The organism is Nonomuraea sp. NPDC003754, assembly GCF_053605785.1.
Map to the genome: position 1 here is coordinate 23,077 of NZ_JBSGJX010000019.1, position 25,364 is coordinate 48,440.

Here is a 25,364-nt window from a genome sequence, read left to right on the forward strand (position 1 = left end):
GGGGATTCGCGATGAAGAAGAAGTCGGCAATCGACGTGTTGCCAGCCGAGGGAGGGCTGGGCAACGAGCCGCTGCTGGCTGTGGACAACCTCCACGTGGAGTTCCACACCAGGGCGGGCGTCGTCAGGGCGGTCAACGGCGTCAGCTACTCGCTGAGCGCCGGCGAGACGCTGGCCGTCCTCGGAGAGTCGGGGTCGGGCAAGTCCGTGACCGCACAGGCGATCATGGGCATCCTCGACATGCCGCCGGCGAAGATCCCCCAGGGGGAGATCCGCTTCCACGGCACCGACCTGCTGAAGCTGTCGGAGGAGGCCAGGAGCCAGATCCGCGGCGAGCGCATCGCCATGATCTTCCAGGATGCGCTCTCGGCGCTCAACCCGGTCTTCACCGTGGGCTGGCAGATCAGCGAGATGTTCCGCGTGCACCGCGGGATGAGCAAGCGCGACGGCATGAAGAAGGCCGTCGAGCTGATGGACCGGGTGCGCATCCCGGCGGCGAGGCAGCGGGTGAACGACTACCCGCACCAGTTCTCCGGCGGTATGCGCCAGCGCATCATGATCGCGATGTCGATCGCGCTCGACCCCGAGGTGCTGATCGCCGACGAGCCGACCACCGCGCTCGACGTCACCGTGCAGGCCCAGATCATGGAGCTCCTGGCGGAGCTCCAGCGCGAGAGCAACATGGGCCTGATCCTGATCACCCACGACCTCGGCGTGGTCGCCGACGTCGCGGACAAGATCTCGGTCATGTACGGCGGGCGGATCGTCGAGAACGCCCCGGTCTACGACATCTACAAGGCTCCCGCGCACCCCTACTCCAAGGGCCTGCTCGACTCGATCCCCAGGGTCGACATGAAGGGCCAGGAGCTGTACGCGATCAAGGGCCTGCCGCCCAACCTGCTCGACATGCCGTCGGGCTGCGCGTTCCACCCCCGGTGCCCCTACCGGCAGGACAACTGCGTGACCGACGCCCCCCCGCTCTACGAGATCAGCGGCGTGCGCGGCAGCGCCTGCCACTACTGGAGGGAGGTCCTCGATGGCAGCCGTGGGTGAGCCGATCCTCGAGGTCCGCGACCTGGTCAAGCACTTCCCGCTGACCCAGGGCATCGTCCTCAAGCGGCAGATCGGCGCGATCAAGGCCGTCGACGGCGTCTCCTTCGACCTGCACAAGGGCGAGACCCTCGGCATCGTCGGCGAGTCGGGCTGCGGCAAGTCGACGCTGGCCAAGCTCCTGATGGCGCTGGAGCGGCCGACGTCGGGCTCGGTCAGGGTGAACGGCAGGGACATCGCCACCGCCAGGGGCGCCGAGCTCAAGCGGATGCGCCGCAACATCCAGATGGTGATGCAGGACCCGTACACCTCGCTGAATCCCCGGATGACCGTCGGCGACATCATCGGCGAGCCGTTCGACATCCACACCGAGGTCGCGCCGAAGGGTGACCGCCGCAGGAAGGTGCAGGAACTGCTCGAGGTGGTCGGCCTCAACCCCGACCACGTCAACCGCTACCCGCACCAGTTCTCCGGCGGCCAGCGGCAGCGCATCGGCATCGCCCGGGGCCTGGCGCTCCAGCCGGAGGTCATCGTCTGCGACGAGCCGGTGTCGGCGCTGGACGTGTCGATCCAGGCGCAGGTCATCAACCTGCTGGAGCGGCTGCAGAACGAGTTCGACCTGGCCTACATCTTCATCGCCCACGACCTGTCGGTGGTGCGCCACATCTCCGACCGGGTCGGGGTGATGTACCTGGGCAAGTTCGTCGAGCTCGGCAAGGACAGCGAGATCTACGACCGGCCCGCGCACCCCTACACGCAGGCGCTGCTGTCGGCCGTGCCGGTGCCCGACCCCGAGGGCAGGGAGCAGCGCGAGCGGATCATCCTGCAGGGTGACCCGCCCTCGCCGGCCAACCCGCCGTCGGGCTGCCGCTTCCGCACCCGCTGCTGGAAGGCGCAGGAGATCTGCGCCGAGCAGGAGCCGCCGCTGCAGATCTGGCCGGGCACGAGCCACGAGAGCGCGTGCCACTTCGCCGAGACGCACGACGTGGTGCACGCGAGCTGAGCCGCGCGTGAGAAGCCCCCCACCCGTCTTCGGGTGGGGGGCTTCTGCTGCTCCCGCCTACTTCATGGCGGCGGGTGCCGCGGTGTCCGTGTCGGTTCAGGCGTCGGTCTCGGCTTCTGTCACGTCGGTCTCGGCGTCGCTGTCGGCATCGGTGGCGGCATCGGTGGCGGCATCGGCGTCGGCGTCGGTGGCCGTGGCGGCGTCGGCGTCGGTGCCGGCATCGGCGCCCGAGGAGGAACCGGCGCCCGAGGCGGAATCGGTTTCGGCGTCGGTGGCGGCGTCGGTGTTGGTGTCGGCGTCGGTGGCGGCGTCGGTGTTGGTGTCGGCGTCGGTGGCGGCGTCCCTGTCGGTGTCGGCATCCGTGACGCCGGCGGTGTCGGCGTCGGTGCTGCTGTCGCTGTTGCTGTCGGTCGAGGTGTTGCTGGAGGTGCTGGTGGTTTCGGTGCTCTCGCTGCTGACGCTGTCGCTGGCGGGATCGGGTCCGTAGAAGACCTCCGCCGAAGCGGAGCACACAGGCCCGGTCACCGCGAGTCCAGCCAGAGCGGCAGCGACGATAATGGAACGGATCATTGGTATTTCCCCCTGAAGCAAGGTGCCAGAGCGCCGGATCCGTGACGCTCCGTAGTCACGTTGTTACTTTCCGTGTTCAAGTAGAACATGCCAGGGGCGAAGGGTTCAATCCGGGTCACCTCATAGCGATAACCGCTGAACCATGACCAAACAGTCCTTGGTTCACCGCCATGCCCACCTGGGCGTCCTCGACCTGCCGCGGGCCCGCCGTACGGCGCAGCTGCCAGGTCAGCTCGCAGACCTGGGCGATGGCCTGCGCGGGGATCGCCTCGCCGAAGGAGGCCAACCCCCCCGAGGGGTTCACCGGGACGCGGCCGCCGAGCGCGGTGTCGCCCGCGCGCAGCAGTTTGTCGGCCTCGCCGGGGGCGCACAGGCCGAGGTCCTCCATCCAGTCGAGTTCGAGCGCGGTGGACAGGTCGTAGACCTCGGCGAAGGACAGGTCGCGCGGGCCGAGTCCGGCCTCCTCGTAGGCGGCCCCTGCGAGAGCGGCGCGGAACGGGACGCTGTCGCGGACGGGCGGGTCGGTGGCGAAGTCGGGCAGGTCCAGGACGGTCTTGGGGTAGGCGGGCGTGACGGTCGAGACCGCGGCCAGCGTCACCGGACGCGCGGCGCCGATCCTGCGCGCGTAGGCGGCTGAGGCGAGCACGAGCGCCGCGCCGCCGTCGGAGGTGGCGCAGATGTCCATCAGCCGCAGCGGGTCGGCGACCATGGGGGAGGCGAGGACCTCTTCGGCCGTGACCTGCTTGCGGTAGCGGGCGTACGGGTTCAGTGAGCCGGCCAGGGCGTTCTTGACCTTCACCGCGGCGAAGTCGGCCGGCGTCGAGCCGTACAGGGCCATGCGGCGGCGGGCGGACAGGGCGAAGTAGGCGGGATTGGTGGCGCCGAGGAGCCGGAAGCGCAGCCAGTCGGGGTCGTCGGGGCGGTCGCCGCCGACGGGGGCGAAGAAGCCCTTGGGGGCGGCGTCGGCGCCGATGACCATGGCGACCTCGCAGCGGCCCGCCAGGATGGCTGTGCGGGCCAGGTCGAGCGCCTGGGCGCCGGAGGCGCAGGCGGCGTAGCAGGAGGCGATGCGGGCGCCCGACCAGCCGAGCGCGCGGGCGTAGGTGGCGCCCGCGACGAAGCCGGGGTAGCCGTTCCTGATGGTGTCCGCGCCCACGACGTACTGCACGTCACGCCACGCGACACCGGCGTCGGCCAGGGCGGCTCTGGCGGCGGCCACGCCGTACTCGTGGAAGGGCCTGCCCTGCTTGCCCCACGGGTGCATGCCCGCGCCGATCACGACGACGCTCATCGAGGCGACCCCCACATCCACACCGGGGCGCCGTCGGCGAGCGTGCCCGCGGTCAGCTCCAGCGCCATGCCGACGCTGAGGTCGTCGACCGTCAGGTCCTTCACCTGGCCGAGGACGACGATGCGCTCCTCGTCGAGCTCCACCGCCGCGAGCGTCACCGGCTCGTACGGCTCGGCCGTCACGAACGGCGGCGGCGGCGGGTAGCAGGCGTTGGTGTAGGACCACACGGTGCCGCGCCGGGACAGCCGGTGCTCCACGAGCTCCTCGCCCTCGCACCACGGATCGCGGCAGAAGCCGTGGTGCGGGGGGAAGAAGACGGCCTGGCAGGTCGTGCACCGGGTGCCGAGCAGGGCGGTGCCGTCGAACCACGTCATGTGGAGCAGTATCACACAAGCGCTTGCTCGGTACTAGCGGTGCCGCCGCCTGCTGCGCGCCACTGTCCTGACCGCCATCGCGGCGGCCGCCAGCACGAGCGCGGCGATCACCAGCGGCCTGGAGTCGGGAACGGGAGCCGCGGGGCCGCCGCCGAAGTAGGGCAGCGCCCTGGGTGCGGCCGGCGGCTCCCGATCGCTCAGGCGGCGCGCCTCGGCCAGCGCCCGTGCCGCGTCGACCACGCCGTGGCCGTAGGCGCTGCTGTGCCCCCGCCCGCCCGCGCCGCTCTCGATGGCCCGCCGTACCTGCAGCGGCGTGAGCCGCGGGTAGGCGGATCTGATCAGCGCCGCGATGCCCGCCACCATCGCGGCGGCCGAACTGGTGCCGTCGCCGATCACGTAGGAGCGGGGGCCGTCGGCGCTGACGATCTGCTTGCCGGGCGCGACCACCGACAGGTAGGGCCGGCGGTTGGAGAAGGGCGTCACCCGCAGCTTCCTGTCGACCGCGCCGACCGCGATCACCCCGGGGTAGGCGGCGGGGAAGTTCTTCCTGTTGGGGCCGTCGCCGTCGTTGCCGGCCGACGCGACGAGCACCGCGCCACGCGCCAGCGCGTACTGCACCGCCTCCTCCTCGGCGGCCGAACCCTCCCACGTGCCGCTGCCCCCGCCGAGCGACATGCTGATCACCTGCGCGCCCTGGTCGGCCGCGTAGCGGATGCCTCTGGCCAGCGCGTCCTGGCCGCGGGCCCTGGTGCGCTGGAACTCGCGGCGCGGATCGTCGTTCTCCAGCGTGACCCGCACCGACAGCACGGTCGCCTCGGGCGCGATGCCGATCACCCCGGCGTCCCGGCCCTCGCCGTGGCCGCGGCCGGCGATGAGGCTGGCCATCGCGGTCCCGTGGTGGCCCCAGCGGGCCCCGCTCGCGGCCTGTCCGGTGAGGTCCGGGCCCTTGATCACCGCGCCCGCGAGGTCGGGATGGCGGGCGTCGACGCCGGTGTCCAGCACGGCCACCGTGACGCCGCCACCCCTGGTGACACGCCAGGCCTCCGCCATGCGCAGCGGCGCGAGCTGCCACTGCCGTTCGCGCGCCGTGGCGCCGACCTCGTCGGCGACCGTGGGCGTGCCGATGGTGAGCAGGGCCGCCAGCAGGGCGGCGGCGAAGGCCCGCCTCATCCGGTGAGCCGCCGGTGGAGCGCCGTCGCCAGTTCCCGCGCCATGCCGCGCAGCCGCGGCGGCGCGCCCTGGCCCTTCGTGTACGGCCGGCCGTCGGTGTATCCGGCGGCGCTCATGACCACGTAGCGCGGGCCTGAGCCGCTCCGGGCGCCGGTGATGTACTGGCGGGTCCCGAACAGTTCGGCGGGCCCGCCGGGCACCGTGTACGGCGTGACGGTCGCGGGCCGGGGATCTCCCCGCTCGGCGGGCGGCGGGGGAGCGCCGGTGAGCACGGCGACGCCGGCGGTGGCGACGAAGGTCTGGGTGGTGTCGACGTAGGTGGCGCGAAGGGCGGTGAGGCAGCCGCGCGGCCGGGCGCCGGGATGGAAGGCGCGGGCGCACGGGGCTTCGGGCGCGATGCCGGCCAGGACGTAGGCGGTGCTGGCGCCTGAGGGGGTGGTGCCGGGCAGCCTCGCGGGGAAGACCTCGGAGGCCGGCCATGCCCGCCATCGCTCGGCCACCGGCGGCTCCGCCGGCGCCCAGGTCATGGCGATGATGGGGATGAGGGCGATGGACAGTCGGATCACGTCGGCCTCGAACCGGGAGGAGGGGGACGCTTCGGTGCCGTGCATTCTGGCACGCGCACGATGGTGCAATCCGACGGTTCGGTAAACAGCCCGATACGCGGTGTAACTACCTCTTCTTACTCTTCAACCACATGAGACCGGTTTTGTCGCAGGAGTCAGTGGAGCGCGCACAGCCGGACATGGGCCCCCGGCGGGAGTCCGAGCCGCTGCGCCGCGTCACCCGAGTTGACGGCGAGCGCGATCAACCCCGCCGAGTCCGTGAACGCCACCAGCTCTCCCGGCGGCACCGCCGCGAACGACTCCCGGTAGGGCAGCGACACCTGCCGCCGCCCCAGCCACACCGACAGCGTGTCGCCCACCAGCACCCCGACCGCCGCCAGGTCGTCGGCCGCGATCGACAGCTGGGTGTTGCCGAACCTGTCCACGGAGACGACCTCGCCCTCCACCGCGCCCTCGCGGACGTACGTGACGGGCGACGGCAGCGACACCAGCCGGTCCAGCGGGAGCTCGGGGCCGACCTCCGGCAGCTTGCGTCCCGCGCACAGGTGCGCCGACACGGGCGAGTACACGTCGCGCCCGTGGAAGGTCGGCGAGACGGGGCTGAGGAACAGCTCGGCGTTGGCGACCTCGTAGGCGGCCGTGGCACCTCCGCTGGCGGTGATCGCCCAGGACAGCAGCCCGTTGTCAGGGCCGACGAAGACGCGCGCGCCCGCCTCGACGGCCACGGCGCGGCGCGCGCCGCCCGTGCCGGGATCGACGGTCCCGACGTGGATGCCCGTGGGCAGGTACGGGATGGTCTGGGCGAGGATCGCGGCACCTCTGCGGACGTCCCCCGAAGGCACGAGGTGGCACACGTCGATCACGCGGGCCTGCGGAGCGATCCCCGCTATCACCCCGTGACAGGCGGCCACGTATCCGTCCTCGAGTCCGTAGTCGGTGAGAAGCGTGATGACTGGGCTCACACTTCGCGACTGTACGTCTCCCCAACCGCCGTGAACAGCCGCACTCCGCACATTACGATGGGCCACGGGCCGCGCCGACCGAGGAGGAGACCATGGACACTGCACCGGTCGCCGGCGACGGTGCTGCCAGGAAACCGCCACGCCCCCTGTCCGAGCGCGACCTGCAGATCCTGGCCTTCGAGCGCCAGTGGTGGCGCCACGCGGGTGCCAAGGAGCACGCGATCCGCGACGCCTTCGGCTTCTCCGCCACCCGCTACTACCAATTGCTGGGCGATCTCATCGACAGGCCGGAGGCCATGGAGCACGACCCGATGCTGGTCAAGCGCCTGAGGCGGCTGCGCGCCGCCCGCCAGAAGGAGCGCGCGGCCCGCCGGCTTGGAATGCGCCCCTGACTGCCTGGGTACGGCGAGCCGCGTGATGAGCAATCCAGGAATCCAAGCCATTGTGCGTGATCCGGACGGCGCGGTGATCGGGCTCGACTTCGACGGCACCCTCGCGCCGATCGTGCCCGACCCCCGTGACGCCAGGATCCATCCCGACGCTCCGGCCGTCCTGGTCGAGCTGGGCGGTCTGGTGGGGGCGGTGGTCATCGTGACCGGCCGGCCCGCCGCCACCGTCCTCGAGTACGGCCCGGGGCTGGAGAAGGTCCCAGGGCTGGTCGTGCTCGGTCACTACGGGTTCGAGCGGTGGGAGGGCGGCAGGGTGAGCGCCCCGCCGCCACCGCCCGGTGTCATGCGGGCGAAGGCGGAGCTGCCCCGCATCGTCGACCGCGTCGAGGGCGTCACGATCGAGGACAAGCAGCGGGCGGTGGCCGTGCACACCAGGCGCGCCCCCGATCCGGCCAGGGCGCTGGAGCTGCTGCGCGACCCGCTCGCGAAGCTGGCGGCGGCGCACTCCCTCGTGGTCGAGCCCGGCCGGATGGTGCTCGAGCTGCGGCCACCCGGCATGGACAAGGGCCACGCGCTCGACCTGTTCCTGGCCGAGCGGGTGGCGCGTGCGGTGCTGTTCGCCGGTGACGACCTGGGCGACCTGGCGGCGTTCGGCGCGGTGCGGGGCTCCGGCCTGCCGGGGGTGACGGTGTGCAGCGGCTCGGCCGAGGTGACCGAGCTCGCCGAGCGCGCCGACCTGGTCGTCGACGGGCCCGACGGCGTCGTCGCGCTGCTGGCCGACCTGGTGAAAGCCATCCGCCATTCCGCTGCAACCGGGGCGGACTAGCTTCGCGATCATGCTGATGACACTGGCCGTGACGGCCTCCCTCGCCCTGTCCGGAGCCCCCGCCGGAGCCTCTGCCGGAGCCCCTGCCGGCGCCCTTGCCGGAGCCCCCGCCGGCGCCACGCAGTCGGTGACCTACCGGGGCGCCACGATCACGCTGCCCGCCTCGTGGAAGGTCGAGAAGGCCGACTCCGGCGCCGTCCACGTGATCACCGGGTCCTGCTCCAGGCGCGCCACCGAGTGCCAGGGGTTCTGGCTGATGGGCCCGCAGTACATCCGGTACGCCACCGAGGGAAACCCGTTCCGGGTCGACGAGCCGTACCACCCGAGCAGCGGCGTGATGGAGTGCGTGCGCGACAGGCGCTACTACTCCTCGCCCATGCCGGTCAAGCCGCAGGTGTCGGAGCTCAGGCCGGTCGGTGCCGGGCACAAGGCGTACTACCGGCAGTGGAAGATCACCTGCCACACCCCGAGCGGCAAGCCGACCAGCGTGACCTACCCGCAGCGGATCTGGTACCTGCCCGCGTCGAAGATCCTCGTCGTGGACCAGTGGTCGACGCCGGGGCTGAACGCCGCTCTCACGCGGGCCGTCTGGCGCTGAGCACGCCGGCCGCGGCCAGAGCGGCCAGTACGGGCACCATGAGGAACGCGGTGTGCGTGCCGTACCCGTCGGCGAGGGCGCCGAGCGCGAAGGGCCCGGCGCCCATGGCCAGCCCCGCCCAGACGGGGGCGGCCGCCGCGGCCAGACCGGGGCGGTCGCCGGAGGCGGCGATCACCCCGGCCATCGCCAGCGGGAAGTGCATGGCGGCGCCCAGACCGCTGATCACCAGGCCGGTGTAGGCCACGAGCGGCCTGGTGCCGAGCCAGAACAGCAGCCAGCCGGCTCCGGTCACGGCCAGCGCGCACACCAGCAGGGTCGCGGACGGCAGCAGCAGCGCCAGCCGCGCGCCCGCGAACCTGCCGGCCGCGAGGCCGCCGATGAAGGCGGTCAGCCCCGTGGCCGCGGTCGCCGCGCTCAGCCCCGTACGGCCGGCCAGCAGCTCGGCGCCGAACAGGTTGAAGGAGAACTCGATGGCCACGCAGCAGAACAGCACCGCGCAGGCCACGTGGAAGCGCCAGCTGGGCCGGCCGGTGACCCTGGCCGTGCGCTCCTGCGCCGCCCCCAGCCTGGTCCCGCCCATGGTGAGCGCCAGCAGCCCGGACAGGAGTGGGGTGAGCAGCAGGGCCGCCCGCCAGCCGAGGACCGACTGCGCCGCCAGGCTGACCAGCAGGGTGGCCGCCATGCCGACGACGACGGCGATCGCGTTGGCCTCGCTGATGGCCGCCGGGCCGGCCGGCCCCTGATGATCGCCGAGGACGGCCATCGCGGTGTAGAGCATGACCGAGCCGAAGCCGCCCGCCAGCGCGAAGCCCGTGAGGGTGCCGGGTAACGCGGGGACCGCCACGACGGTGACGACGCCCGCGTTCATGCCCGCCAGGCCGATCCAGACCGTGGCGCGCCTGCCGTACCTGCGGGTGAGGAGGGGGATCGCCGCCCCCGCCGCGATGGTGGCGGCGGCCATGGCGGTGCCGTGCAGGGCGCCGACCGTGGCGGAGACACCGAGGTCGGCGCGCAGCAGGGGCAGGGCGGCGCTGAGGCCGTACATGAACGTCGCGAAGACGGCGAGCTGGAGGTAGACGAGCCAGGTGATCCGGTCTCTGGTCAAGCGGTCAGAGGCAGGCAAGTTGTTCGCCGAGCCATCGTCGCGGTGGCAGCGCGGTGGCGGCGGCCTTGAGCCGCGCGCCGCGCCGTACCCGCTCCTCCTCCGGCATCTCCAGGCCCGCGCGCAGTGCCTCGGCGGTCTCGCAGACGTCGTAGGGGTTGATCACGAGCGCGTGCGCGCCGAGCTCGGCGGCGGCGCCCGCCTCGCGTGAGAGCACCAGCGCGCAGCGCGGGGACAGGATGGGGCCCTCCTTGGCGACCAGGTTCATGCCGTCGCGGATGGGGTTGACCAGCAGCACGTCGGCGAGCCGGTAGGCGGCCAGCGAGCGGGGGTAGTCGTCGTTGACGTTGAGGATCAGGGGGTCCCAGTCCTCGGTGGCGTACTCGTCCTCGATCTCCTTGGCGCAGCGTTGCACAGCGGCAGTGTATTCGCGGTATTCAGGCAGGTCGTGGCGGGATGGGTAGGCGAAGGCGAGATGCACGACCCGTCCGTGCCACTCGGGGTGGGCGTCCAGGAACTCCCTGTAGGCCAGCAGGCCGCGGACGATGTTCTTCGACAGCTCCGTGCGGTCGATGCGGACGATCAGCCGCCGGTCGCCGACCTGCTCGCGCAGCGCGGCCATGTGCGACTCGACGTCGGGCTCGCAGGCCCGCCTCCACAGCGACTCGCCGTCGACGCCGAGACCGTGCACGCCGATGCGGGTGGTGCGGCCGTCGTGGGTGACCGACCGGTCGGCGACCTTGGCGCCCAGCAGGCTCCTGCAGCAGTCCATGAACGCCTCGGCCCATCGCTCGGTCAGGAATCCGGCGTGGTCGGCGCCGAGGATGCCCTCGAGCACCTCGCGCCCGACGTCGTCGGGCAGCAGCGAGAAGTACTCCGGCGGCGCCCACGGCGTGTGGCTGAAATGGGCGATGCGCAGGTCGGGCCGCTCGGCGCGGAGCATCGCGGGGGTGAGCGTCAGGTGGTAGTCCTGCACCATCACCTTGGCCCCGTGACTCGCCTCCTCGGCCAGCGCCATCGCGAACGCGCCGTTGTAGTCGCGGTAGGAGTCCCACTCCCGGGTGAACCTCGTGCCGAAGTGGGGGGCGTTGGGGGTGTCGTACAGCAGGTGGTTGACGAACCAGAGGGTCGAGTTGGCCACCGCGTTGTACGCGCGGTGGAAGGTGGCGGGCGGGATGTCCAGCATGCGCAGCTTGCCGGTGTCATAGCCGGCATGGTCGAGTCGGCCGCCGGGAGCCAGCCGTACGGCGCTGCGGTCGCCGTCGGACAGCGCGGCGCACACCCAGAGCACGCCCTCGTCCCTGACGGCTCCGGAAAGCCCCGACACCAGGCCGCCGCCGCCACGCTTCATGGTCAGCTCGCCGTCGTCGGAGAGGGTGAAGGAGACAGGCCCACGGTTGGAAGCCACAAGAACGCTGTTCACAACATCCACCATGACCCCGAACATAGGATCTCGCTATGGCCCTAGATGAGCTAACCGAGGAACTGGCCCGTTCCGCCGCGGGCGGCGACCATCGCGCGCTTGGCGAGCTCCTGAAGCGGATCGAGCCCGACGTGCTGCGCCACTGCGCCCGCATCCTGCCCTACCACCAGGACGCCGAGGAGGCGTGCCAGGACACCCTGCTCGCGGTGGCCCGCAACATCGGGCGTTTCGAGGGCAGGGCCAGGTTCAGCACCTGGCTGCACATCGTGACGGCCAACTGCGCGCGCACCACCTACCGGTCGCTGAAGCGCAGGGCCGCCGAGCAGACCTCGGACGAACTGCCTGTCCAGAAGCCCGACGTGCGCCGGGTGAGCGTCATCGCGGGTTCGCGGCTCGACCTGCTCGACGCCATGGAGGCGCTGGAGGCCGACAAGCCCGACCTGGCCCAGGCGCTGGTGCTGCGCGACATCGTCCAGCTCGACTACAACGAGGTGGCCGAGCAGCTCGGCATCCCGCTCGGCACCGCCAAGTCGCGGATCCACCAGGCGCGCAAGTACGTCCAGGCCGCCCTGGGTGATACGTATCGTCTCAGTTAGTGAGACGGTCGGTCATGTCGTGAGCATGGCCGGGTATGGTGATTCGCATAACTCCATATTGCTCATCCAGAGGGGTGGAGGGACCGGCCCTGCGAAGCCCCGGCAACCCTCCCGGACTGAGCTCGTGAAGTGACGAGGCCGGCCGGGACAGGTGCCAATTCCGGTCTGTGGCCAAGGTGGTCGCAGACGAAGATGAGGGAAGGCCTCGCTTCATGTCGCTTGACTTCGGTCCTGCTGTCGCTCTGTCCTGCCGCGAGTGCGGCGCACGCTACGACCTCGGCCCCAGCTTCGCGTGTCTGGAGTGTTTCGGCCCGCTCGAGGTGGCCTACTCCTTCGGGTCGGTCTCCCGCGCCGACATCGAGGCAGGACCCGCGAACATCTGGCGCTACCGCTCGCTGCTGCCGGTCCCCGTCGACGTGGCCGGCAAGCAGAACATGAACCCCGGCTGGACGAAGCTCGTCCAGGCCACCAACCTCGGCAAGGTCCTGGGCCTGCGCGACCTGTACGTGAAGGACGACTCGGGCAACCCCACCCACTCCTTCAAGGACCGGGTGGTCGCCATCGCCGTCGAGGCGGCGCGCAACTTCGGCTTCCACACGCTGTCGTGCTCCTCCACCGGCAACCTGGCGGGCGCGGTGACCGCGGCCGCCGCCAGGGCCGGGTTCGAGGCGTGCGTCTTCATCCCCGCGGACCTGGAGCAGGCGAAGATCGCCATGGCCCGGGTCTTCGGCGGCAAGCTGGTCGGCATCCAGGGCACCTACGACGAGGTCAACCGCTTCTGCTCCGAGCTCATCGGCGACCCGCTCGGCGACAAGTGGGGCTTCGTCAACGTCAACCTGCGGCCCTACTACGCCGAGGGCTCCAAGACCCTGGCCTACGAGATCGCCGAGCAGCTCGGGTGGCGGCTGCCCGACCAGATCGTCATCCCGGTGGCCTCCGGGTCGCAGCTCACCAAGATCGACAAGGGCTTCAAGGAGCTGATCGCGCTCGGCCTGGTCGAGGACACCCCTTACAAGATCTTCGGGGCCCAGGCGCTCGGCTGCTCGCCGGTGTCCACGGCCTTCAAGGCGGGCCACGACGTGGTCCAGCCGGTCAAGCCGGACACCATCGCCAAGTCGCTGGCCATCGGCAACCCGGCCGACGGGCCGTACGTGCTCGACATCGCGCGCCGTACCGGCGGGGCGGTCGAGGACGTCACCGACGCCGAGGTGGTGTCGGCCATCAAGCTGCTGGCCTCCACGGAGGGCGTCTTCGCCGAGACCGCGGGCGGCGTGACGGTGGGCGTGCTGAAGAAGCTCGTCGAGACGGGCCAGCTCGACCCCTCGCTGACCACCGTGGTGCTCAACACCGGTGACGGGCTCAAGACGCTCGACGCGATCGCGGACGACGCCACGCCCACGGCCGTGATCAGGCCGTCCCTCGACGCGTTCCGCGCGGCTGTCTGAGCTGTCTGTCTGGGCTGTCTGGGCTGTCTGGGCTGTCTGGGCTGTCTGAAAGGAAAGGTACTAGTCATGAGCGTTTCGGTGCGGATCCCCACCATTCTGCGCACGTACACCGGCGGTAGCTCCGAGGTGAGCGGCGAGGGCGCCACCCTTCGCGAGGTGCTGCAGAAGCTCGACGCCGACTACCCGGGTATCGGCGCGCGCATTTTGGATGAATCGGGCAAGATTCGCCGTTTTGTCAACGTTTATGTCGGCGAAGAGGACGTCCGTTTTGTCGACGGCCTCGAGAGCGCCACTCCCGAGGGAGTGCAGATCTCCATCATCCCGGCCGTGGCCGGCGGCTGACCGTATTCCGGCTTCACGGACGCCCGCGAGGATTGCCTCGCGGGCGTTTTCGTGACTTTTGACCGTTTTCTGAGTGGTGTGGCGGCAATCGCGGGCCCTGACTCGGGAGTGGCCCGGTGTGGCGGCGCGGACACCCTTCCGTGGCGGTGTCCTGGCCGAAAGTCGCAGGTTGTCCATGCCAGGTGAGAGGGTTTCTTCATCGGAAGATGGAATATTTGACTAACCTTTAGGCCACTACAAGAATGCCCGTCACGAACACCGAGAACGAGTTTGGCGATTGACTCTGTTGTTCTACGGCATGCCACAGGTATGGTCGAGGGCGATCGTCCGGCTGATTTCCCCATAAGTCGTGGCGATCGCGGATCCCGCGAGTGAATGGGCGGGGTCCGGAGCCCAGTAAGAGGAGTCGGAAGTGGCGCAGGGCACCGTCAAGTGGTTCAACGCGGACAAGGGCTACGGCTTCATCGCGGTAGACGGTGGTAAGGATGTATTCGTCCATTACTCAGCGATCTTGATGGACGGCTATCGGGCACTCGAGCAGGGCCAGCGGGTCGAGTTCGAGATAACCCAGGGCCAGAAGGGTCCCCAGGCGGAATCCGTCAGGACTGTCTGAACCAGAACCATCAAGGCACCGGCAGCTCACACGGCGGCGCAGTCCGTGCGGATCTGTCATGTCCTTTTCGTCGATCCGGGCAGGTCCGGTCCGCGTCAGCCGATCGGGCCTGCCCGTCGTACTCTGGAGCCATGGGGCAGGGGGCGGACGGCTCCGCGTGGCCGCGTGACGAAAGCGGCGATGATCGCGAAGCGTTCTCCGCGACGACCCGCGTGCGGGGTTGACCTGGGCGAAAGCGCGCCTCGCTTGCACTCGGCAGGGTAGAGTGCTAAACAGTTCGTTGGCACTCTGGTTATGAGAGTGCCAGACACTGGGATCGAGACGATGGGGTCCGCCGAATGGAGTCGGGCCCATGCCGTCGCGGGCGTCGGCTCGGTCCGCTGCAAGCCACCCTGCATCTGGGAGGTCTAGCCTTATGGCAGCCAAGATGATCGCGTTTGACGAGGACGCCCGGCGCGGTCTCGAGCGCGGTATGAACCAGCTCGCCGACGCCGTCAAGGTGACCCTCGGCCCCAAGGGCCGCAACGTCGTGCTGGAGAAGAAGTGGGGCGCTCCCACGATCACCAACGATGGTGTCTCCATCGCCAAGGAGATCGAGCTCGAGGACCCGTGGGAGAAGATCGGCGCCGAGCTGGTCAAGGAAGTCGCCAAGAAGACGGACGACGTCGCGGGTGACGGCACCACCACCGCCACCGTGCTCGCCCAGGCGCTGGTACGCGAGGGCCTGCGCAACGTCGCCGCCGGCGCCAACCCGATGTCCCTGAAGAAGGGCATCGAGGCCGCCGTCGAGCGCGTCAGCGAGGAGCTCTCCAAGCTGGCCAAGGACGTGGAGACCAAGGAGCAGATCGCCTCCACCGCCTCCATCTCCGCCGGCGACGCCGAGATCGGCAACCTCATCGCCGAGGCGATGGACAAGGTCGGCAAGGAAGGCGTCATCACCGTCGAGGAGAGCAACACCTTCGGCCTCGAGCTCGAGCTCACCGAGGGTATGCGCTTCGACAAGGGCTACGTCTCCGGTTACTTCGTGACCGACCCCGAGCGCATGGAGGCGGTCCTCGAGGACCCCTACATCCTCATCGTCAACTCCAAGGTCTCGGCCAACAAGGACCTGCTGCCGCTGCTCGACAAGGTCGTGCAGGCCGGCAAGCCGCTGCTGATCATCGCTGAGGACATCGAGGGCGAGGCTCTGGCCACCCTGGTCGTCAACAAGATCCGCGGCCTGTTCAAGTCGGTCGCCGTCAAGGCTCCCGGCTTCGGTGACCGCCGCAAGGCCATGCTGGGCGACATCGCCACCCTGACCGGTGGCCAGGTCGTCTCCGAGGAGGTCGGCCTCAAGCTCGAGTCCGCCACCCTCGACCTGCTCGGCCGCGCCCGCAAGGTCGTCGTCACCAAGGACGAGACCACCATCGTCGACGGCGCCGGTGACCCCGAGCAGATCGCCGGCCGGGTCAACGAGATCCGCGCCGAGATCGAGCGCACCGACTCCGACTACGACCGCGAGAAGCTCCAGGAGCGCCTGGCCAAGCTCGCCGGTGGTGTCGCCGTCATCAAGGCCGGTGCCGCGACCGAGGTCGAGCTCAAGGAGCGCAAGCACCGCATCGAGGACGCCGTCCGCAACGCGAAGGCGGCCGTCGAGGAGGGCATCGTCCCCGGCGGTGGCGTGGCCCTGCTGCAGGCCGGCACCAAGGCGTTCGACAAGCTCGAGCTCCAGGGTGACGAGGCCACCGGTGCGGCGATCGTCCGCAAGGCGCTGGAGGAGCCGCTGAAGCAGATCGCGGTCAACGCCGGCCTCGAGGGCGGCGTCGTGGTCGAGCGCGTGCGCAACCTCACCCCGGGTGAGGGCCTCAACGCCGCGTCCGGCGAGTACGTCAACATGTTCGAGGCGGGCATCCTCGACCCGGCCAAGGTGACGCGGTCGGCGCTGCAGAACGCCGCTTCCATCGCGGCGCTGTTCCTGACCACCGAGGCGGTCATCGCCGAGAAGCCGGAGAAGACCCCGGCTGCTCCGGCGGGCATGCCCGGCGGCGGGGACATGGACTTCTAAGTCCTGCCCAAGCTGAAAGGGGCGGCACCCGTTCGCGGGTGGCGCCCCTTTTCGCATGCGTAGCCGCATGCTTTTCAGCATGCTGACTACGTGGACGACATGACTCGTATCACCGTCACCCTGCCGTCGGAGCAGATGGCCGAACTGAAGAAGCTCACCGACAACGTCTCCGGCTATGTGGCCGAAGCGGTGGCCCGCCAGATGCCCGATCATGTCGACGCCTGTGTGGTGACCGGGTGCGGCTCATCGCCTGCTGAGGCGTTCCGCGGGTCCTCAGGGTGCCCTCTCCGGGACGTGGCGGAGAGGGCGTGAGGGCGGCCGGGGCTGGTCGGGTGGCGCGTCAGGCGGTGGCGAGCTGCGCCGGGAGCGGCTTGGCGTGCAGCACCGTCAGCGAGGTGACCGCGCGGGTGAGCACCACGTACAGCCGGGCCAGGCCGCGTGGCTCGGCCTCGACGATGTCCGCCGGCTCCACGACGATGACGTGGTCGTACTCCAGGCCCTTGGCCAGCGTGGCGGGGATGACCAGGAGCCGGTGCTCCTCGGTCGAGTCGGGCCCGAGCAGGGCGTGCGGGACGCCGTCGAGGGAGCGCGACACCGCCTCGGCCATGGCGTCCGGGACGATGACGCCGATCGAGCCCTCCTTGGCGAGCGCGTCACGGACGGCTTCGACCACCTCGCCGCTCTGCCGTACCGTCAGCGAGCCCTGGCCGGGGCGGAGGGAGCGGGGGGCGGCCAGGTCGGGGGCGATGGAGGGCAGCAACCGGGCGGCGTAGTCGAGCACCTCGCGGGGCACGCGGAAGCCGAGGGTGAGCTCGGTGACCTCGCCGGAGTCCTGGCCGAGGTGTCGCAGCACGCTGCTCCACGAACGGGTCGACCACGGCGTGGTGCCCTGGGCGAGGTCGCCGAGGACCGTGGCCGATCCCGTACGGCAGCGCCGCCCGAGCGCCCGCAGCTGCATCTCCGACAGGTCCTGCGCCTCGTCGACGACCAGATGGCCGAGGGAGGGGGTGCGTTCGACGAGGTCGGCGAGCTCGTCGAGCAGCGCGGCGTCGGCGGCCGACCACCTGGCCGACTTCCACGACCGGTACGGCTTGCCCCACAGCAGCGTCCGCTGCTCCTCGGCCGTCAGGTCGGAGCGCGCGGCGGCGGCCAGGAAGTCGGCGTCGGACAGCAGGCGGAAGAGCACCTGGGCGGGCGTCACCTTGGGCCATACTGCCTCGACCAGCTGCCTGACCGGCTTGGAGCGGGCCACCGCGTCCTGGACCCTGTCGTCGGGGGAGTCGCCGCGCTGCTCCATGCGCACCAGCACCTGGTGTGCCAGCCGCTGGGCGAGGGCGGCGCGGCCGGGGCCGTACCTGGTGGTGCCGCGCAGCGAGGCCACCATCTCGCGCACCTCGTGGTCGGCGACGCGGAAGCGGTAGGCGCCCCTGGTGTAGACGAGGCCCTCGGTGGGCTTGACGATGTGCAGCCAGAGCGCGCGCTCGAGCACCTTGGCCATGCGGGCGTCGCCCTTGACTGCGGCCACGAGCGGGTCTTCGGGGGTGTCGTGGTCGCCGAGGAGCTCGGCGACCGTGGTCTGGTCGACCTTGACCTCGCCGAGGGCGGGCAGCACCGAGGAGATGTAGGACAGGAAGGCCTTGTTCGGGCCGACGATCATGACGCCGGCCCTGCCGAGCTTCTCGCGGTGGGTGAACAGCAGGTAGGCGGCGCGGTGCAGGCCGACGGCGGTCTTGCCGGTGCCGGGGGCGCCCTGGACGCAGACGGTCTGGGTCAGCGCGGCGCGGACGATCTCGTCCTGGTCGGGCTGGATGGTGGCCACGATGTCGCGCATGGGGCCGGTGCGCGGGCGCTCGATCTCCTCGGTGAGGATCTTCGAGGTGCCGAGCTCGGCGCCGTCTTCGAGGTGCTCGTCCTCGAAGGCGGTCAGGTCGCCGCCGTGGTAGCCGAAGCGGCGGCGCCGTACGACGCCCATCGGGTCGGCGGGGCTGGCCTGGTAGAAGGCGCCCGAGACGGGGGCGCGCCAGTCGATCACCAGGGGGCGGCTGGTGCCGTCGTGGACGTGGCGGCGGCCGACGTAGATGACGCCGGGAAGGTCGTCGTGGTCCTCCCGGTCGAGCCTGCCGAAGAACAGGGGGGTGTCCGGATGGTCGGCGAGCGCCGCGACGCGCTGGTCGAGCAGGGACTGCAGGATCTGCTGCGAGACCCAGTCGCCCGCCGCGTCGGCGGACAGCGACTGGGCGTGCTCGCGCATCGCCCGCAGCGCCGCGCGGGACTCGGCCAGATGGGCGCGCTCGGCGGCGAGCACGTCGGTGGGTATGTCGGGAGCCAACTGGTTTCCGGGCATGCGAAAGCGCCTCCCCATTCGATAACGGAGGTGGTAGACAAGGCAGCGAACCGTTGAGCTTACCCCCGGGCTCGGGAGCTTCCAATCGATTAATCAGGAGGCAGCGTGAGGATCTCCCCAGTCATTCCGACGGTCGCCAGCCTCCTGCTGGCGGCGTTGTGGGGATTGTCGGTGTATGCCGGGTGGGGGCTGGAGGCGTTCTGCACCGACGGTGAGACCTCCGCGGCGTGTGCCGACCGTCTCGACAGCGCCTCGATGCTGTCGGGGCTGTTCGCGGTGGTCGCGGCGGTCATGACCGTCGGCGCGTGGCTGTTCCCCGCGCGTTTCGCCGTACTGATCGGCGGCGCGCTGCTCGCCTGGGTGGTCGCCGAGGGTGTGCTCTTCGTCGGCGGGATGCTGGCCCGGTAATCCCTCCCCAAAAACCGAAAAATCCGGGCATCTGCGGTGGATTCGACGGATCATGGGGGTATGTCGCATCGCGATAGCAGTCGCCGGTGAGGGGGTGGCCCGATGTTGAAGGCCCGCGGGGTTTCGTGGACCTAGCTCCAGGTGTGGACGGCTCGCGCGACGGTCATCGCGCGAGCCTTTTCACTGGTGGAGACCTTTACTGGTGGACGTCGTCGGCGTCGATGATCTGGTAGGCGTAGCCCTGCTCGGCCAGGAAGCGCTGGCGATGCGCGGCGAACTCCTGGTCGACCGTGTCGCGGCTGACCACCGTGTAAAAGCGCGCGCCGCCGCCGTCGGCCTTCGGCCGCAGCACCCTGCCGAGCCGCTGCGCCTCCTCCTGCCGTGACCCGAAGGTGCCCGACACCTGGATGGCGACGGCCGCCTCCGGCAGGTCGATGGAGAAGTTGGCCACCTTGGAGACCACCAGCACCTGGAGCTCCTTGTCGCGGAAGGCCTGGAACAGCCGCTCCCGCTCCTTGATCGGCGTCTCGCCCTTGATGACCGGCGCGCCGAGGTGCTCGGCGAGCTCGTCGAGCTGGTCGATGTATTGCCCGATGACCAGCACCTGCTCGCCGAGGTGGCGGCGGACCAGCGCCTCGGTCACCCGCGTCTTGGACGGCGTGGTCGCGGCGAACCGGTAACGCTCCTCGGCCTCCGCCATCGCGTAGGCCAGGCGTTCCTCGTCCGACAGCGTGACCCGGACCTCGACGCAGTCGGCGGGCGCGATCCAGCCCTGGTTCTCCATCTCCTTCCACGGCGCGTCGTAGCGCTTGGGACCGATGAGGGAGAACACGTCGCCCTCCCTGCCGTCCTCGCGCACCAGCGTCGCGGTGAGCCCGACGCGGCGCCGGGCCTGAAGGTCGGCGGTCATCCTGAAGATCGGCGCCGGCAGCAGGTGCACCTCGTCGTAGACGATCAGGCCCCAGTCGCGCGCGTCGAACAGCTCCAGGTGGGCGTAGACGCCCTTCCGCCTGGTTGTCATCACCTGGTAGGTGGCGATGGTGACCGGGCGGATCTCCTTCTTGCTGCCGGAGTACTCGCCGATCTCGTCCTCGGTCAGCGAGGTGCGCCGCAGCAGCTCCTGCTTCCACTGGTGGGCCGAGACGGTGTTGGTGACCAGGATCAGCGTCGTGGCCTCGGCGTGGGCCATCGCGGCCGCGCCGACGATCGTCTTGCCGGCGCCGCAGGGCAGCACGACCACGCCCGAGCCGCCGTGCCAGAACGCGTCGGCGGCCTCCTGCTGGTAGGGGCGCAGCGCCCAGCCGTCCTGCCGCAGCTTGATCGGGTGGCTCTCGCCGTCGACGTAGCCGGCCAGGTCCTCGGCCGGCCAGCCGAGCTTGAGCAGCGCCTGCTTGATGTTGCCGCGCTCGCTCGGGTGGACGGCGACCGAGTCCTGGCCGATGCGCTCGCCCAGCATCGGCTGGATCTTCTTCGAGCGCAGCACCTCCTCGAGGACCGCGCGGTCGGTCGAGGCCAGCACCAGGCCGTGAGCGGGGTCCTTCTCCAGGCGCAGCCTGCCGTAGCGGGCCATCGTCTCGGCCACGTCGACCAGCAGCGCGTGGGGCACCGGATAGCGGCTGAACCCGATGAGGGCGTCGATGACCTGCTCGGCGTCGTGGCCGGCGGCCCGCGCGTTCCACAGGGCCAGCGGGGTGACGCGGTAGGTGTGGACGTGCTCGGGCGCGCGCTCCAACTCGGCGAACGGCGCGATGGCCTTGCGACACTCGTCGGCCCGCTCGTGGTCGACCTCGAGCAGCAGGGTCTTGTCGGATTGCACGATCAGTGGGCCGTCGTTCACAGGCATCTCTCCGGGGTCGGTACGGCTACCGCATATCCAACACCCGGAGACCGGCGGTTAGTCCAGGTTCCCGGATACTCCCAGCGCGATGATCACGCCGAATCCCACGACGACCAGCGCGACGTTGATGCCAATGCTGATCCATGTCCATTTGAGCAGGTTGCGTGCCTTGTCGGGCATGGTGTCGACCTGTCCGAGCGCGATGCCCGACATGATCGCGCCGGCGATGCCGCCGGGGGTGATGTAGCAGCTGAGCGCGAGCACGATGCTGATGACGAGCGCCACGATCGCGTGCGTGCGCGGGCCCTGCTGGGGCGGCGGGTAGCCGTAACCGTAGCCGGGCTGCTGGCCGTACGGCGGGCCGTAGGGGTTCTGCTGGCTGTTGTAGGGCGAGCCGTACGGCTGCTGCTGGCCGTAGGGCTGCTCCTGGCCGTAGGGACCCTGCTCGCCCGAACTGTCGTAACCGCTGCTCACTGTGTCACCTTCTCGCTCACCGGCAAGGTCAACAGATATCACGAAATGTAGTGACATTCAGGGTAGACGGGCACGCAAGGCTTTCCGGTCAAGTTTCAGCACACTGGTCATGGGAACGTGGTCGGTGAAATGGATCTCGCGGGGGTACTTCACCCTGCCGACGCGCTCCCTCGCCCACGCGATCAGCTCCTCCGCGGTGGCCGTGGCGCCCGGCACCAGCTGGACGAAGGCCACGACCTCCTCGCCGTGCACGGGGTCGGGACGGCCCACCACACCCGATATCGCGACCGACGGATGGGCGTTCAGCGCGTCCTCCACGTCGCGGGGGAAGACGTTGAAGCCGCCCCTGATGACGAGGTCCTTCTTCCGGTCCACGACGTACAGGTAGCCGTCGTCGTCGAGGCAGCCGACGTCGCCCGTGCGCAGCTCGCCGTCGACGACCGGGGAGTCGAGGCCGCCCCAGTAGCCGAGCATCAGCGACTCGCCGGCGACGCAGATCTCGCCGATGTCGCCCGCCTCCACCTCCTCCCCGTCGTCGTCCCTGATCCTGATCGTGTAGCCGGGGAGAGGCAGGCCGACGCTGCCCGGCTTGCGCCTGCCCGGCGGGTTGAAGGTGGTGACGGCGCTCGTCTCCGTCAGGCCGTACCCCTCCAGGATCCGCACGCGGGGCACCCGGCGCTCGAACTCCTCCAGCACCGCGCGGCTCAGCGGGGCCGCGCCACAGGTGAGATGGCGCAGATCGGGCAGCGCGGTGTCCTCGAGCGGCTCGGCGAGCAGCATCTGCAGCATCGAGGGGACGACGGTGCCGTACTGCACGCGCTGCTCGGCCGCCAGCCGCAGGAACACCTTGGGGTCGAACCATCGCATGAGAACCGTCTGCTGCGGCTCCCTGGCGTGCATGCCCGCGATCGAGACGATCAGGCCGTAGGCGTGGGACAGCGGGACCGGCACGATCGCCCGGGTGAGGCCCGGCTGGTAGGCCAGGTCGAAGGCGTCCTTCGCGACCTGCCACAGGCCGCCGTGGCTGAGCATCACGCCCTTGGCCCTGCCGGTGGTGCCGCCCGTGTACATCACGGCGGCCAGGTCGCCCGGATCCCTGGCGAGCGGCCCGTGCTCGGCGCCGCCGGCCAGCATCTCGGCGTCCACGAACACCGGCACCGCTGGCTCGGCCGCCTCCACCGTGTCCAGCAGCTCGGGCGAGGTCACGATCGCCACGGCGCCGCTGTCGGTGACGATGTGCCGCAGCTCCTGCGCGCCGACCAGGAACACCACGGGGGTCACCACCGCGCCCGCCGCCCACACGGCCTGGTAGACGACAGGGACGTCGGGGCTGGTCGCCATCATCACGACCACGCGGTCACCGGGACGGACGCCCGCCTCGACCAGGCCGCCGGTGACGCGCCTGGCGCGCGCGGCGAGCGTGTGACTGCGATGCCAGAACCCCTCGTAGAAGACGGCGTCGTGGTCGTCGAAGCGGGCCCACGAGTCCTCCGCCAGGCGGCCCAGCGTGTGGTTGGTCACGCCTAACACGGTGATCCGCCCTCCAGGCGGAGTCAAGCGGCCGGTGGACGCCTGGCGGGCCTCAGGTGACGGGGGCGACGCCGGTGATGCGGTGCAGGGCGAAGCGGTGCACCGCCGCCCGCGTCTCGTCGTAGGCCGTCAGGTACCCGCCCTCCATCCGCGCCGGCTCCAGGATGCGGCTGGTCGCGTTGCCCTGGGAATCGAGGTAGCCGATCCACACCCGCACGCCCTGGCGGATGGCGTCCTGCAGCGTCGAGATGGTGGCGGTGGCCGGCCCGCGGGGGATCGCGCCGTCGGGCGCGTCGAGCGGGGCGCGGCGGGCGTCACCGGCCCGCATGGCGCGGACGGCGGCCGCCACCACGTCGGGGTCGAGCCCGTTGAACGACGAGTGCGCCCTGGCGACCGGCAGCCCCTCGGTGCGCCTGGCCTCGAGCTGGGTGACGATGACGTCGCCCTCCAGGGACTCGGCGACGGGCGCGAACCCCATCGCCCGCAGCGAGTCGACCAGCGCGGCCCTCGAGGTGCGCGAGGCGATGACCGTGGGCGCCAGCCGCCGCAGCCGCAGCGGCGCCGACCGCCGGTCGGCGATGAGCTGGTCGAGCATGGACGGGTCGTCGCTGCGGATGTAGGCGCTGGCCGTGCCGACGCGCATCCGGCCGTGCCGCCGCGCCACGTCGGTCACCAGGTAGGTCAGCGGCTGCGGCACGGGCGTGGCCGAGTGGCGGGTCAGCATGGACAGCAGCTCGTCGGCCCCCTGCCCCGCGTCGAGCGCGCGCCTGATGGACGACTCGCCGAACCGGTAGACGGTCGCCCCGCCCGTCGACTCCACGTCGGCGGCGAGCGTCAGCCAGCGCGCCAGCTCGCTGGTGAGCGGGCCGGGGGCGACGGCCGTCAGGTCGGCCTGGAGCAGGACGTGGTCGACCGGTTCGGGCAGCAGCGGGGCGAGGAGGGCGGCCGCCTCCGGCGAGCCCGTGAGCACGGCCCGGCCGTGCGTGGACAGGGCGCCGAGACCGGTGAAGCCGATCTGCTCGGCCTCGCGCAGCGTGAAGTCGGTCAGCTGCTCCCGCAGCGGCCCCCGGCGCCTTGGCTGCTCCCATGCCAGGCGCCGCAGCACGGACTCGCGGGACGGCGCGAGGCCGGGGGCGGCGCCGAGCACGCGCAGCGTGGCCTGCCGTACCTCGGGAGCCGAGGAGCGGCGCAGGTCGGGGTGGAGGGCGTTGAGCAGCCGGTCGCGCTCGTCGCGCTCGCCCACGATGCCGGGCACGCGGTCGGTGTGCAGCCAGGTGGCCGCCAGCGACGCCCAGCGGTCCTCGGTGGACTTGACGCGCCAGGTGTCGTAGGAGGGGGTGGGCAGCCACTCGCCGTCGACGCTGCCGCCCGCGCCCAGCAGCCCGGCGGCGTGGGCGACCTCGATCACCAGCGCGGCGGCCCACTCGGGCAGGTCGAGCTGGGTCGCGGTGCGCTTGAGGTCGCGTACGCCGAGGCCGCCGGTGCGCAGCACGCCGGGAGCGTCGAGGCTCCAGCGCTCGCACAGCTCCTCCACCGCCCTGACGAACGTGAACGCCTGGCCGGCGGCGGTCCTGTCGGCGAGCTGCCGGGAGCGCTCGGCGCCCTCCAGCGGCGGCGGCACGGGGGACAGGTCGCGGTGCACCCGTCCCTCGCGCAGGTACAGGCCGACCTCGCGGGGCAGGGACACGCTCTCCTCGCCGGTGGCCGCCAGCAGGCCGCGGGCCAGCAGCTCCTCGATCGGGGAGCGGGCAGTGGCGACGCGGACGGCGCGGCGGGCGTTGGGCACCCGGCCGCTGGGCGGGCCCCACGCCAGCTCGTCGAGCGCCTGCCTGGCCGGCGGGGAGACCTCCTCGACCAGCTTGCCCGGCTCGGCCAGCGCCGCGGCCAGACGTTCCTTGCCCGTGCCCTCGGTGCCGGGGGCGATGTCGTCGGCGATCTCCTCCAGCTGCTCGGGCGGGTGGTGCCGGAACACCTCGACGACGGGCGGGCCGAGGCCCGCGGGGTCGTCCAGCACCTTGCGGACGCCGGGGGCCAGCCGCGGCGCCTCGTCCGGCCCGTAGACCAGGGCGAGCGTGCGCAGCCGCTCGAGCGCGTCGTCGAACGGGACCTCGCCGCCCGCGGCCCGCTCCAGCAGGCGGCGCAGCGCCGCCCGGTCCGCGGAGTCGGTCACGGCCAGCGTCTCGACGACCGCCAGCGCGAACCTGTCGAGCCGGTCGAGCGCGCGCCCGATCGCCGAGGGGCTGCCCGCGCGCGTGGCGAGCCCCTCCAGGTGGGCGGGGACCGGGGTGATCAGCTCAGGGCGCGCCGCGACGAGCGCACCCAGCTGCTCGTCGGTGCGCTCCCTGATCCACTGGGTGAACTCCATCATGGCAATGGTATGTTCCGGCGGTTTGGGGCAGCATGGCTTG

25 protein-coding genes and 1 riboswitch are annotated in these 25,364 nt (G+C 71.0%); of the genes, 12 read left to right on the forward strand and 13 right to left on the reverse strand.

All coding sequences use genetic code 11. From position 1 onward, the window contains the following. Positions 1 to 11 precede the first annotated feature (11 nt). Together ACWEVS_RS23500 and ACWEVS_RS23505 are read left to right on the forward strand one after the other, a co-directional pair. Positions 12 to 1,052, forward strand: a complete 1,041-nt coding sequence (locus ACWEVS_RS23500; protein WP_354914231.1) for an ABC transporter ATP-binding protein — start codon at positions 12 to 14, stop codon at positions 1,050 to 1,052. Further along, positions 1,036 to 2,052, forward strand: coding sequence for an ABC transporter ATP-binding protein (locus tag ACWEVS_RS23505; protein ID WP_449918590.1), 1,017 nt, complete (start codon positions 1,036 to 1,038; stop codon positions 2,050 to 2,052). The genes ACWEVS_RS23500 and ACWEVS_RS23505 overlap by 17 nt, the downstream gene beginning before the upstream one ends. Positions 2,053 to 2,148: 96 nt before the next feature. Here ACWEVS_RS23505 and ACWEVS_RS23510 read toward each other — a convergent pair whose 3' ends face one another. The 6 genes from ACWEVS_RS23510 to ACWEVS_RS23535 all read right to left on the reverse strand — a co-directional run bounded on the left by ACWEVS_RS23510 (position 2,149) and on the right by ACWEVS_RS23535 (position 6,985). After that, on the reverse strand, positions 2,149 to 2,643 hold the full coding sequence (locus tag ACWEVS_RS23510; protein WP_452553282.1) for a hypothetical protein: 495 nt from the start codon (positions 2,641 to 2,643) through the stop codon (positions 2,149 to 2,151). A 94-nt stretch (positions 2,644 to 2,737) separates the two neighbouring features. Continuing rightward, positions 2,738 to 3,913, reverse strand: a complete 1,176-nt coding sequence (locus tag ACWEVS_RS23515; protein WP_452553284.1) for a lipid-transfer protein — start codon at positions 3,911 to 3,913, stop codon at positions 2,738 to 2,740. After that, a complete protein-coding gene (locus tag ACWEVS_RS23520; RefSeq protein ID WP_354914239.1) occupies positions 3,910 to 4,287 on the reverse strand; it encodes a Zn-ribbon domain-containing OB-fold protein in 378 nt (125 codons plus the stop codon). Before ACWEVS_RS23520 ends, ACWEVS_RS23515 begins: the two co-directional genes overlap by 4 nt. 33 nt (positions 4,288 to 4,320) lie before the next feature. Beyond that, positions 4,321 to 5,457 carry a S8 family serine peptidase gene (locus ACWEVS_RS23525; protein ID WP_452418342.1) on the reverse strand — a complete coding sequence of 379 codons (1,137 nt, stop codon included), beginning with the start codon at positions 5,455 to 5,457 and terminating at the stop codon, positions 4,321 to 4,323. Then, complete coding sequence (locus ACWEVS_RS23530; protein ID WP_452553285.1) at positions 5,454 to 6,068, reverse strand: hypothetical protein; 615 nt, start codon at positions 6,066 to 6,068, stop codon at positions 5,454 to 5,456. The genes ACWEVS_RS23525 and ACWEVS_RS23530 overlap by 4 nt, the downstream gene beginning before the upstream one ends. 110 nt (positions 6,069 to 6,178) lie before the next feature. After that, positions 6,179 to 6,985, reverse strand: a complete 807-nt coding sequence (locus ACWEVS_RS23535) for an SAM hydrolase/SAM-dependent halogenase family protein (RefSeq protein ID WP_354914245.1) — start codon at positions 6,983 to 6,985, stop codon at positions 6,179 to 6,181. Positions 6,986 to 7,077: 92 nt separating this feature from the next. Between ACWEVS_RS23535 and ACWEVS_RS23540 the strand changes: the two genes are divergently transcribed. Genes ACWEVS_RS23540 through ACWEVS_RS23550 form a run of 3 tightly spaced genes read left to right on the forward strand, consistent with a single transcriptional unit; the run spans position 7,078 to position 8,798 of the window. Next, positions 7,078 to 7,377 (forward strand): DUF3263 domain-containing protein, encoded by a 300-nt coding sequence (locus tag ACWEVS_RS23540; RefSeq protein WP_452418345.1) that lies wholly within the window; start codon positions 7,078 to 7,080, stop codon positions 7,375 to 7,377. 25 nt (positions 7,378 to 7,402) lie between these two features. After that, positions 7,403 to 8,200, forward strand: coding sequence for a trehalose-phosphatase (gene otsB / locus ACWEVS_RS23545; protein WP_452418347.1), 798 nt, complete (start codon positions 7,403 to 7,405; stop codon positions 8,198 to 8,200). A 10-nt stretch (positions 8,201 to 8,210) separates the two neighbouring features. Further along, positions 8,211 to 8,798, forward strand: coding sequence for a hypothetical protein (locus tag ACWEVS_RS23550; RefSeq protein WP_449918571.1), 588 nt, complete (start codon positions 8,211 to 8,213; stop codon positions 8,796 to 8,798). On the opposite strand, the gene ACWEVS_RS23555 is transcribed toward ACWEVS_RS23550, so the two are convergent. Together ACWEVS_RS23555 and ACWEVS_RS23560 are read right to left on the reverse strand one after the other, a co-directional pair. Further along, complete coding sequence (locus ACWEVS_RS23555) at positions 8,776 to 9,903, reverse strand: MFS transporter (RefSeq protein ID WP_452553287.1); 1,128 nt, start codon at positions 9,901 to 9,903, stop codon at positions 8,776 to 8,778. The two genes, ACWEVS_RS23550 and ACWEVS_RS23555, sit on opposite strands and share 23 nt — an antisense overlap. Before the next feature lie 4 nt (positions 9,904 to 9,907). After that, positions 9,908 to 11,335, reverse strand: coding sequence for an alpha,alpha-trehalose-phosphate synthase (UDP-forming) (locus ACWEVS_RS23560; protein WP_452553289.1), 1,428 nt, complete (start codon positions 11,333 to 11,335; stop codon positions 9,908 to 9,910). 23 nt (positions 11,336 to 11,358) lie between these two features. Between ACWEVS_RS23560 and ACWEVS_RS23565 the strand changes: the two genes are divergently transcribed. The 6 genes from ACWEVS_RS23565 to ACWEVS_RS23590 all read left to right on the forward strand — a co-directional run bounded on the left by ACWEVS_RS23565 (position 11,359) and on the right by ACWEVS_RS23590 (position 16,675). Next, positions 11,359 to 11,919, forward strand: a complete 561-nt coding sequence (locus ACWEVS_RS23565; protein ID WP_354914257.1) for an RNA polymerase sigma factor — start codon at positions 11,359 to 11,361, stop codon at positions 11,917 to 11,919. A 59-nt stretch (positions 11,920 to 11,978) separates the two neighbouring features. Continuing rightward, positions 11,979 to 12,118: riboswitch (SAM riboswitch) on the forward strand. Between the two features lie 13 nt (positions 12,119 to 12,131). Then, positions 12,132 to 13,364, forward strand: coding sequence for a threonine synthase (gene thrC, locus ACWEVS_RS23570; protein WP_452553290.1), 1,233 nt, complete (start codon positions 12,132 to 12,134; stop codon positions 13,362 to 13,364). A gap of 66 nt (positions 13,365 to 13,430) precedes the next feature. Then, positions 13,431 to 13,706 carry a MoaD/ThiS family protein gene (locus ACWEVS_RS23575; protein WP_354914261.1) on the forward strand — a complete coding sequence of 92 codons (276 nt, stop codon included), beginning with the start codon at positions 13,431 to 13,433 and terminating at the stop codon, positions 13,704 to 13,706. A 412-nt stretch (positions 13,707 to 14,118) separates the two neighbouring features. Next, positions 14,119 to 14,319 (forward strand): cold-shock protein, encoded by a 201-nt coding sequence (locus tag ACWEVS_RS23580; protein WP_055507665.1) that lies wholly within the window; start codon positions 14,119 to 14,121, stop codon positions 14,317 to 14,319. A 415-nt stretch (positions 14,320 to 14,734) separates the two neighbouring features. Continuing rightward, positions 14,735 to 16,363 carry a chaperonin GroEL gene (gene groL / locus ACWEVS_RS23585; RefSeq protein WP_354914264.1) on the forward strand — a complete coding sequence of 543 codons (1,629 nt, stop codon included), beginning with the start codon at positions 14,735 to 14,737 and terminating at the stop codon, positions 16,361 to 16,363. Positions 16,364 to 16,462: 99 nt separating this feature from the next. Continuing rightward, on the forward strand, positions 16,463 to 16,675 hold the full coding sequence (locus ACWEVS_RS23590) for a hypothetical protein (RefSeq protein ID WP_452418456.1): 213 nt from the start codon (positions 16,463 to 16,465) through the stop codon (positions 16,673 to 16,675). 28 nt (positions 16,676 to 16,703) lie between these two features. Here ACWEVS_RS23590 and ACWEVS_RS23595 read toward each other — a convergent pair whose 3' ends face one another. Further along, positions 16,704 to 18,707: a HelD family protein gene (locus ACWEVS_RS23595; RefSeq protein ID WP_452553292.1), complete on the reverse strand. Its 2,004-nt coding sequence runs from the start codon at positions 18,705 to 18,707 to the stop codon at positions 16,704 to 16,706. A gap of 105 nt (positions 18,708 to 18,812) precedes the next feature. On the opposite strand from ACWEVS_RS23595, the gene ACWEVS_RS23600 reads away from it, so the two are divergent. Then, positions 18,813 to 19,115, forward strand: coding sequence for a hypothetical protein (locus ACWEVS_RS23600; protein ID WP_354914272.1), 303 nt, complete (start codon positions 18,813 to 18,815; stop codon positions 19,113 to 19,115). A gap of 196 nt (positions 19,116 to 19,311) precedes the next feature. Here the strand turns inward: ACWEVS_RS23600 and ACWEVS_RS23605 are convergent, their stop codons facing one another. The 4 genes from ACWEVS_RS23605 to ACWEVS_RS23620 form a co-directional block, all read right to left on the reverse strand. Continuing rightward, positions 19,312 to 20,958, reverse strand: coding sequence for a DNA repair helicase XPB (locus ACWEVS_RS23605; protein ID WP_452553294.1), 1,647 nt, complete (start codon positions 20,956 to 20,958; stop codon positions 19,312 to 19,314). Positions 20,959 to 21,009: 51 nt separating this feature from the next. After that, positions 21,010 to 21,426, reverse strand: coding sequence for a hypothetical protein (locus tag ACWEVS_RS23610; protein ID WP_449918549.1), 417 nt, complete (start codon positions 21,424 to 21,426; stop codon positions 21,010 to 21,012). A gap of 57 nt (positions 21,427 to 21,483) precedes the next feature. Continuing rightward, positions 21,484 to 22,947 carry an AMP-binding protein gene (locus tag ACWEVS_RS23615; protein ID WP_452418352.1) on the reverse strand — a complete coding sequence of 488 codons (1,464 nt, stop codon included), beginning with the start codon at positions 22,945 to 22,947 and terminating at the stop codon, positions 21,484 to 21,486. 61 nt (positions 22,948 to 23,008) lie between these two features. Then, on the reverse strand, positions 23,009 to 25,321 hold the full coding sequence (locus ACWEVS_RS23620; protein WP_452553422.1) for a helicase-associated domain-containing protein: 2,313 nt from the start codon (positions 25,319 to 25,321) through the stop codon (positions 23,009 to 23,011). Positions 25,322 to 25,364: the final 43 nt, after the last annotated feature.

What these genes read in the sequence shown, in the direction of transcription:
- ACWEVS_RS23500 (WP_354914231.1), top strand. Translation starts at nt 12, where the DNA reads ATGAAGAAGAAGTCGGCAATCGACGTGTTGCCAGCCGAGGGAGGGCTG.
- ACWEVS_RS23505 (WP_449918590.1), top strand. Translation starts at nt 1,036, where the DNA reads ATGGCAGCCGTGGGTGAGCCGATCCTCGAGGTCCGCGACCTGGTCAAG.
- ACWEVS_RS23515 (WP_452553284.1), bottom strand. Translation starts at nt 3,913, where the DNA reads ATGAGCGTCGTCGTGATCGGCGCGGGCATGCACCCGTGGGGCAAGCAG.
- ACWEVS_RS23520 (WP_354914239.1), bottom strand. Translation starts at nt 4,287, where the DNA reads ATGACGTGGTTCGACGGCACCGCCCTGCTCGGCACCCGGTGCACGACC.
- ACWEVS_RS23525 (WP_452418342.1), bottom strand. Translation starts at nt 5,457, where the DNA reads ATGAGGCGGGCCTTCGCCGCCGCCCTGCTGGCGGCCCTGCTCACCATC.
- ACWEVS_RS23530 (WP_452553285.1), bottom strand. Translation starts at nt 6,068, where the DNA reads ATGCACGGCACCGAAGCGTCCCCCTCCTCCCGGTTCGAGGCCGACGTG.
- ACWEVS_RS23540 (WP_452418345.1), top strand. Translation starts at nt 7,078, where the DNA reads ATGGACACTGCACCGGTCGCCGGCGACGGTGCTGCCAGGAAACCGCCA.
- otsB (WP_452418347.1), top strand. Translation starts at nt 7,403, where the DNA reads ATGAGCAATCCAGGAATCCAAGCCATTGTGCGTGATCCGGACGGCGCG.
- ACWEVS_RS23550 (WP_449918571.1), top strand. Translation starts at nt 8,211, where the DNA reads ATGCTGATGACACTGGCCGTGACGGCCTCCCTCGCCCTGTCCGGAGCC.
- ACWEVS_RS23560 (WP_452553289.1), bottom strand. Translation starts at nt 11,335, where the DNA reads ATGGTGGATGTTGTGAACAGCGTTCTTGTGGCTTCCAACCGTGGGCCT.
- ACWEVS_RS23565 (WP_354914257.1), top strand. Translation starts at nt 11,359, where the DNA reads ATGGCCCTAGATGAGCTAACCGAGGAACTGGCCCGTTCCGCCGCGGGC.
- thrC (WP_452553290.1), top strand. Translation starts at nt 12,132, where the DNA reads ATGTCGCTTGACTTCGGTCCTGCTGTCGCTCTGTCCTGCCGCGAGTGC.
- ACWEVS_RS23575 (WP_354914261.1), top strand. Translation starts at nt 13,431, where the DNA reads ATGAGCGTTTCGGTGCGGATCCCCACCATTCTGCGCACGTACACCGGC.
- groL (WP_354914264.1), top strand. Translation starts at nt 14,735, where the DNA reads ATGGCAGCCAAGATGATCGCGTTTGACGAGGACGCCCGGCGCGGTCTC.
- ACWEVS_RS23590 (WP_452418456.1), top strand. Translation starts at nt 16,463, where the DNA reads ATGACTCGTATCACCGTCACCCTGCCGTCGGAGCAGATGGCCGAACTG.
- ACWEVS_RS23595 (WP_452553292.1), bottom strand. Translation starts at nt 18,707, where the DNA reads ATGCCCGGAAACCAGTTGGCTCCCGACATACCCACCGACGTGCTCGCC.
- ACWEVS_RS23605 (WP_452553294.1), bottom strand. Translation starts at nt 20,958, where the DNA reads ATGCCTGTGAACGACGGCCCACTGATCGTGCAATCCGACAAGACCCTG.
- ACWEVS_RS23620 (WP_452553422.1), bottom strand. Translation starts at nt 25,321, where the DNA reads ATGGAGTTCACCCAGTGGATCAGGGAGCGCACCGACGAGCAGCTGGGT.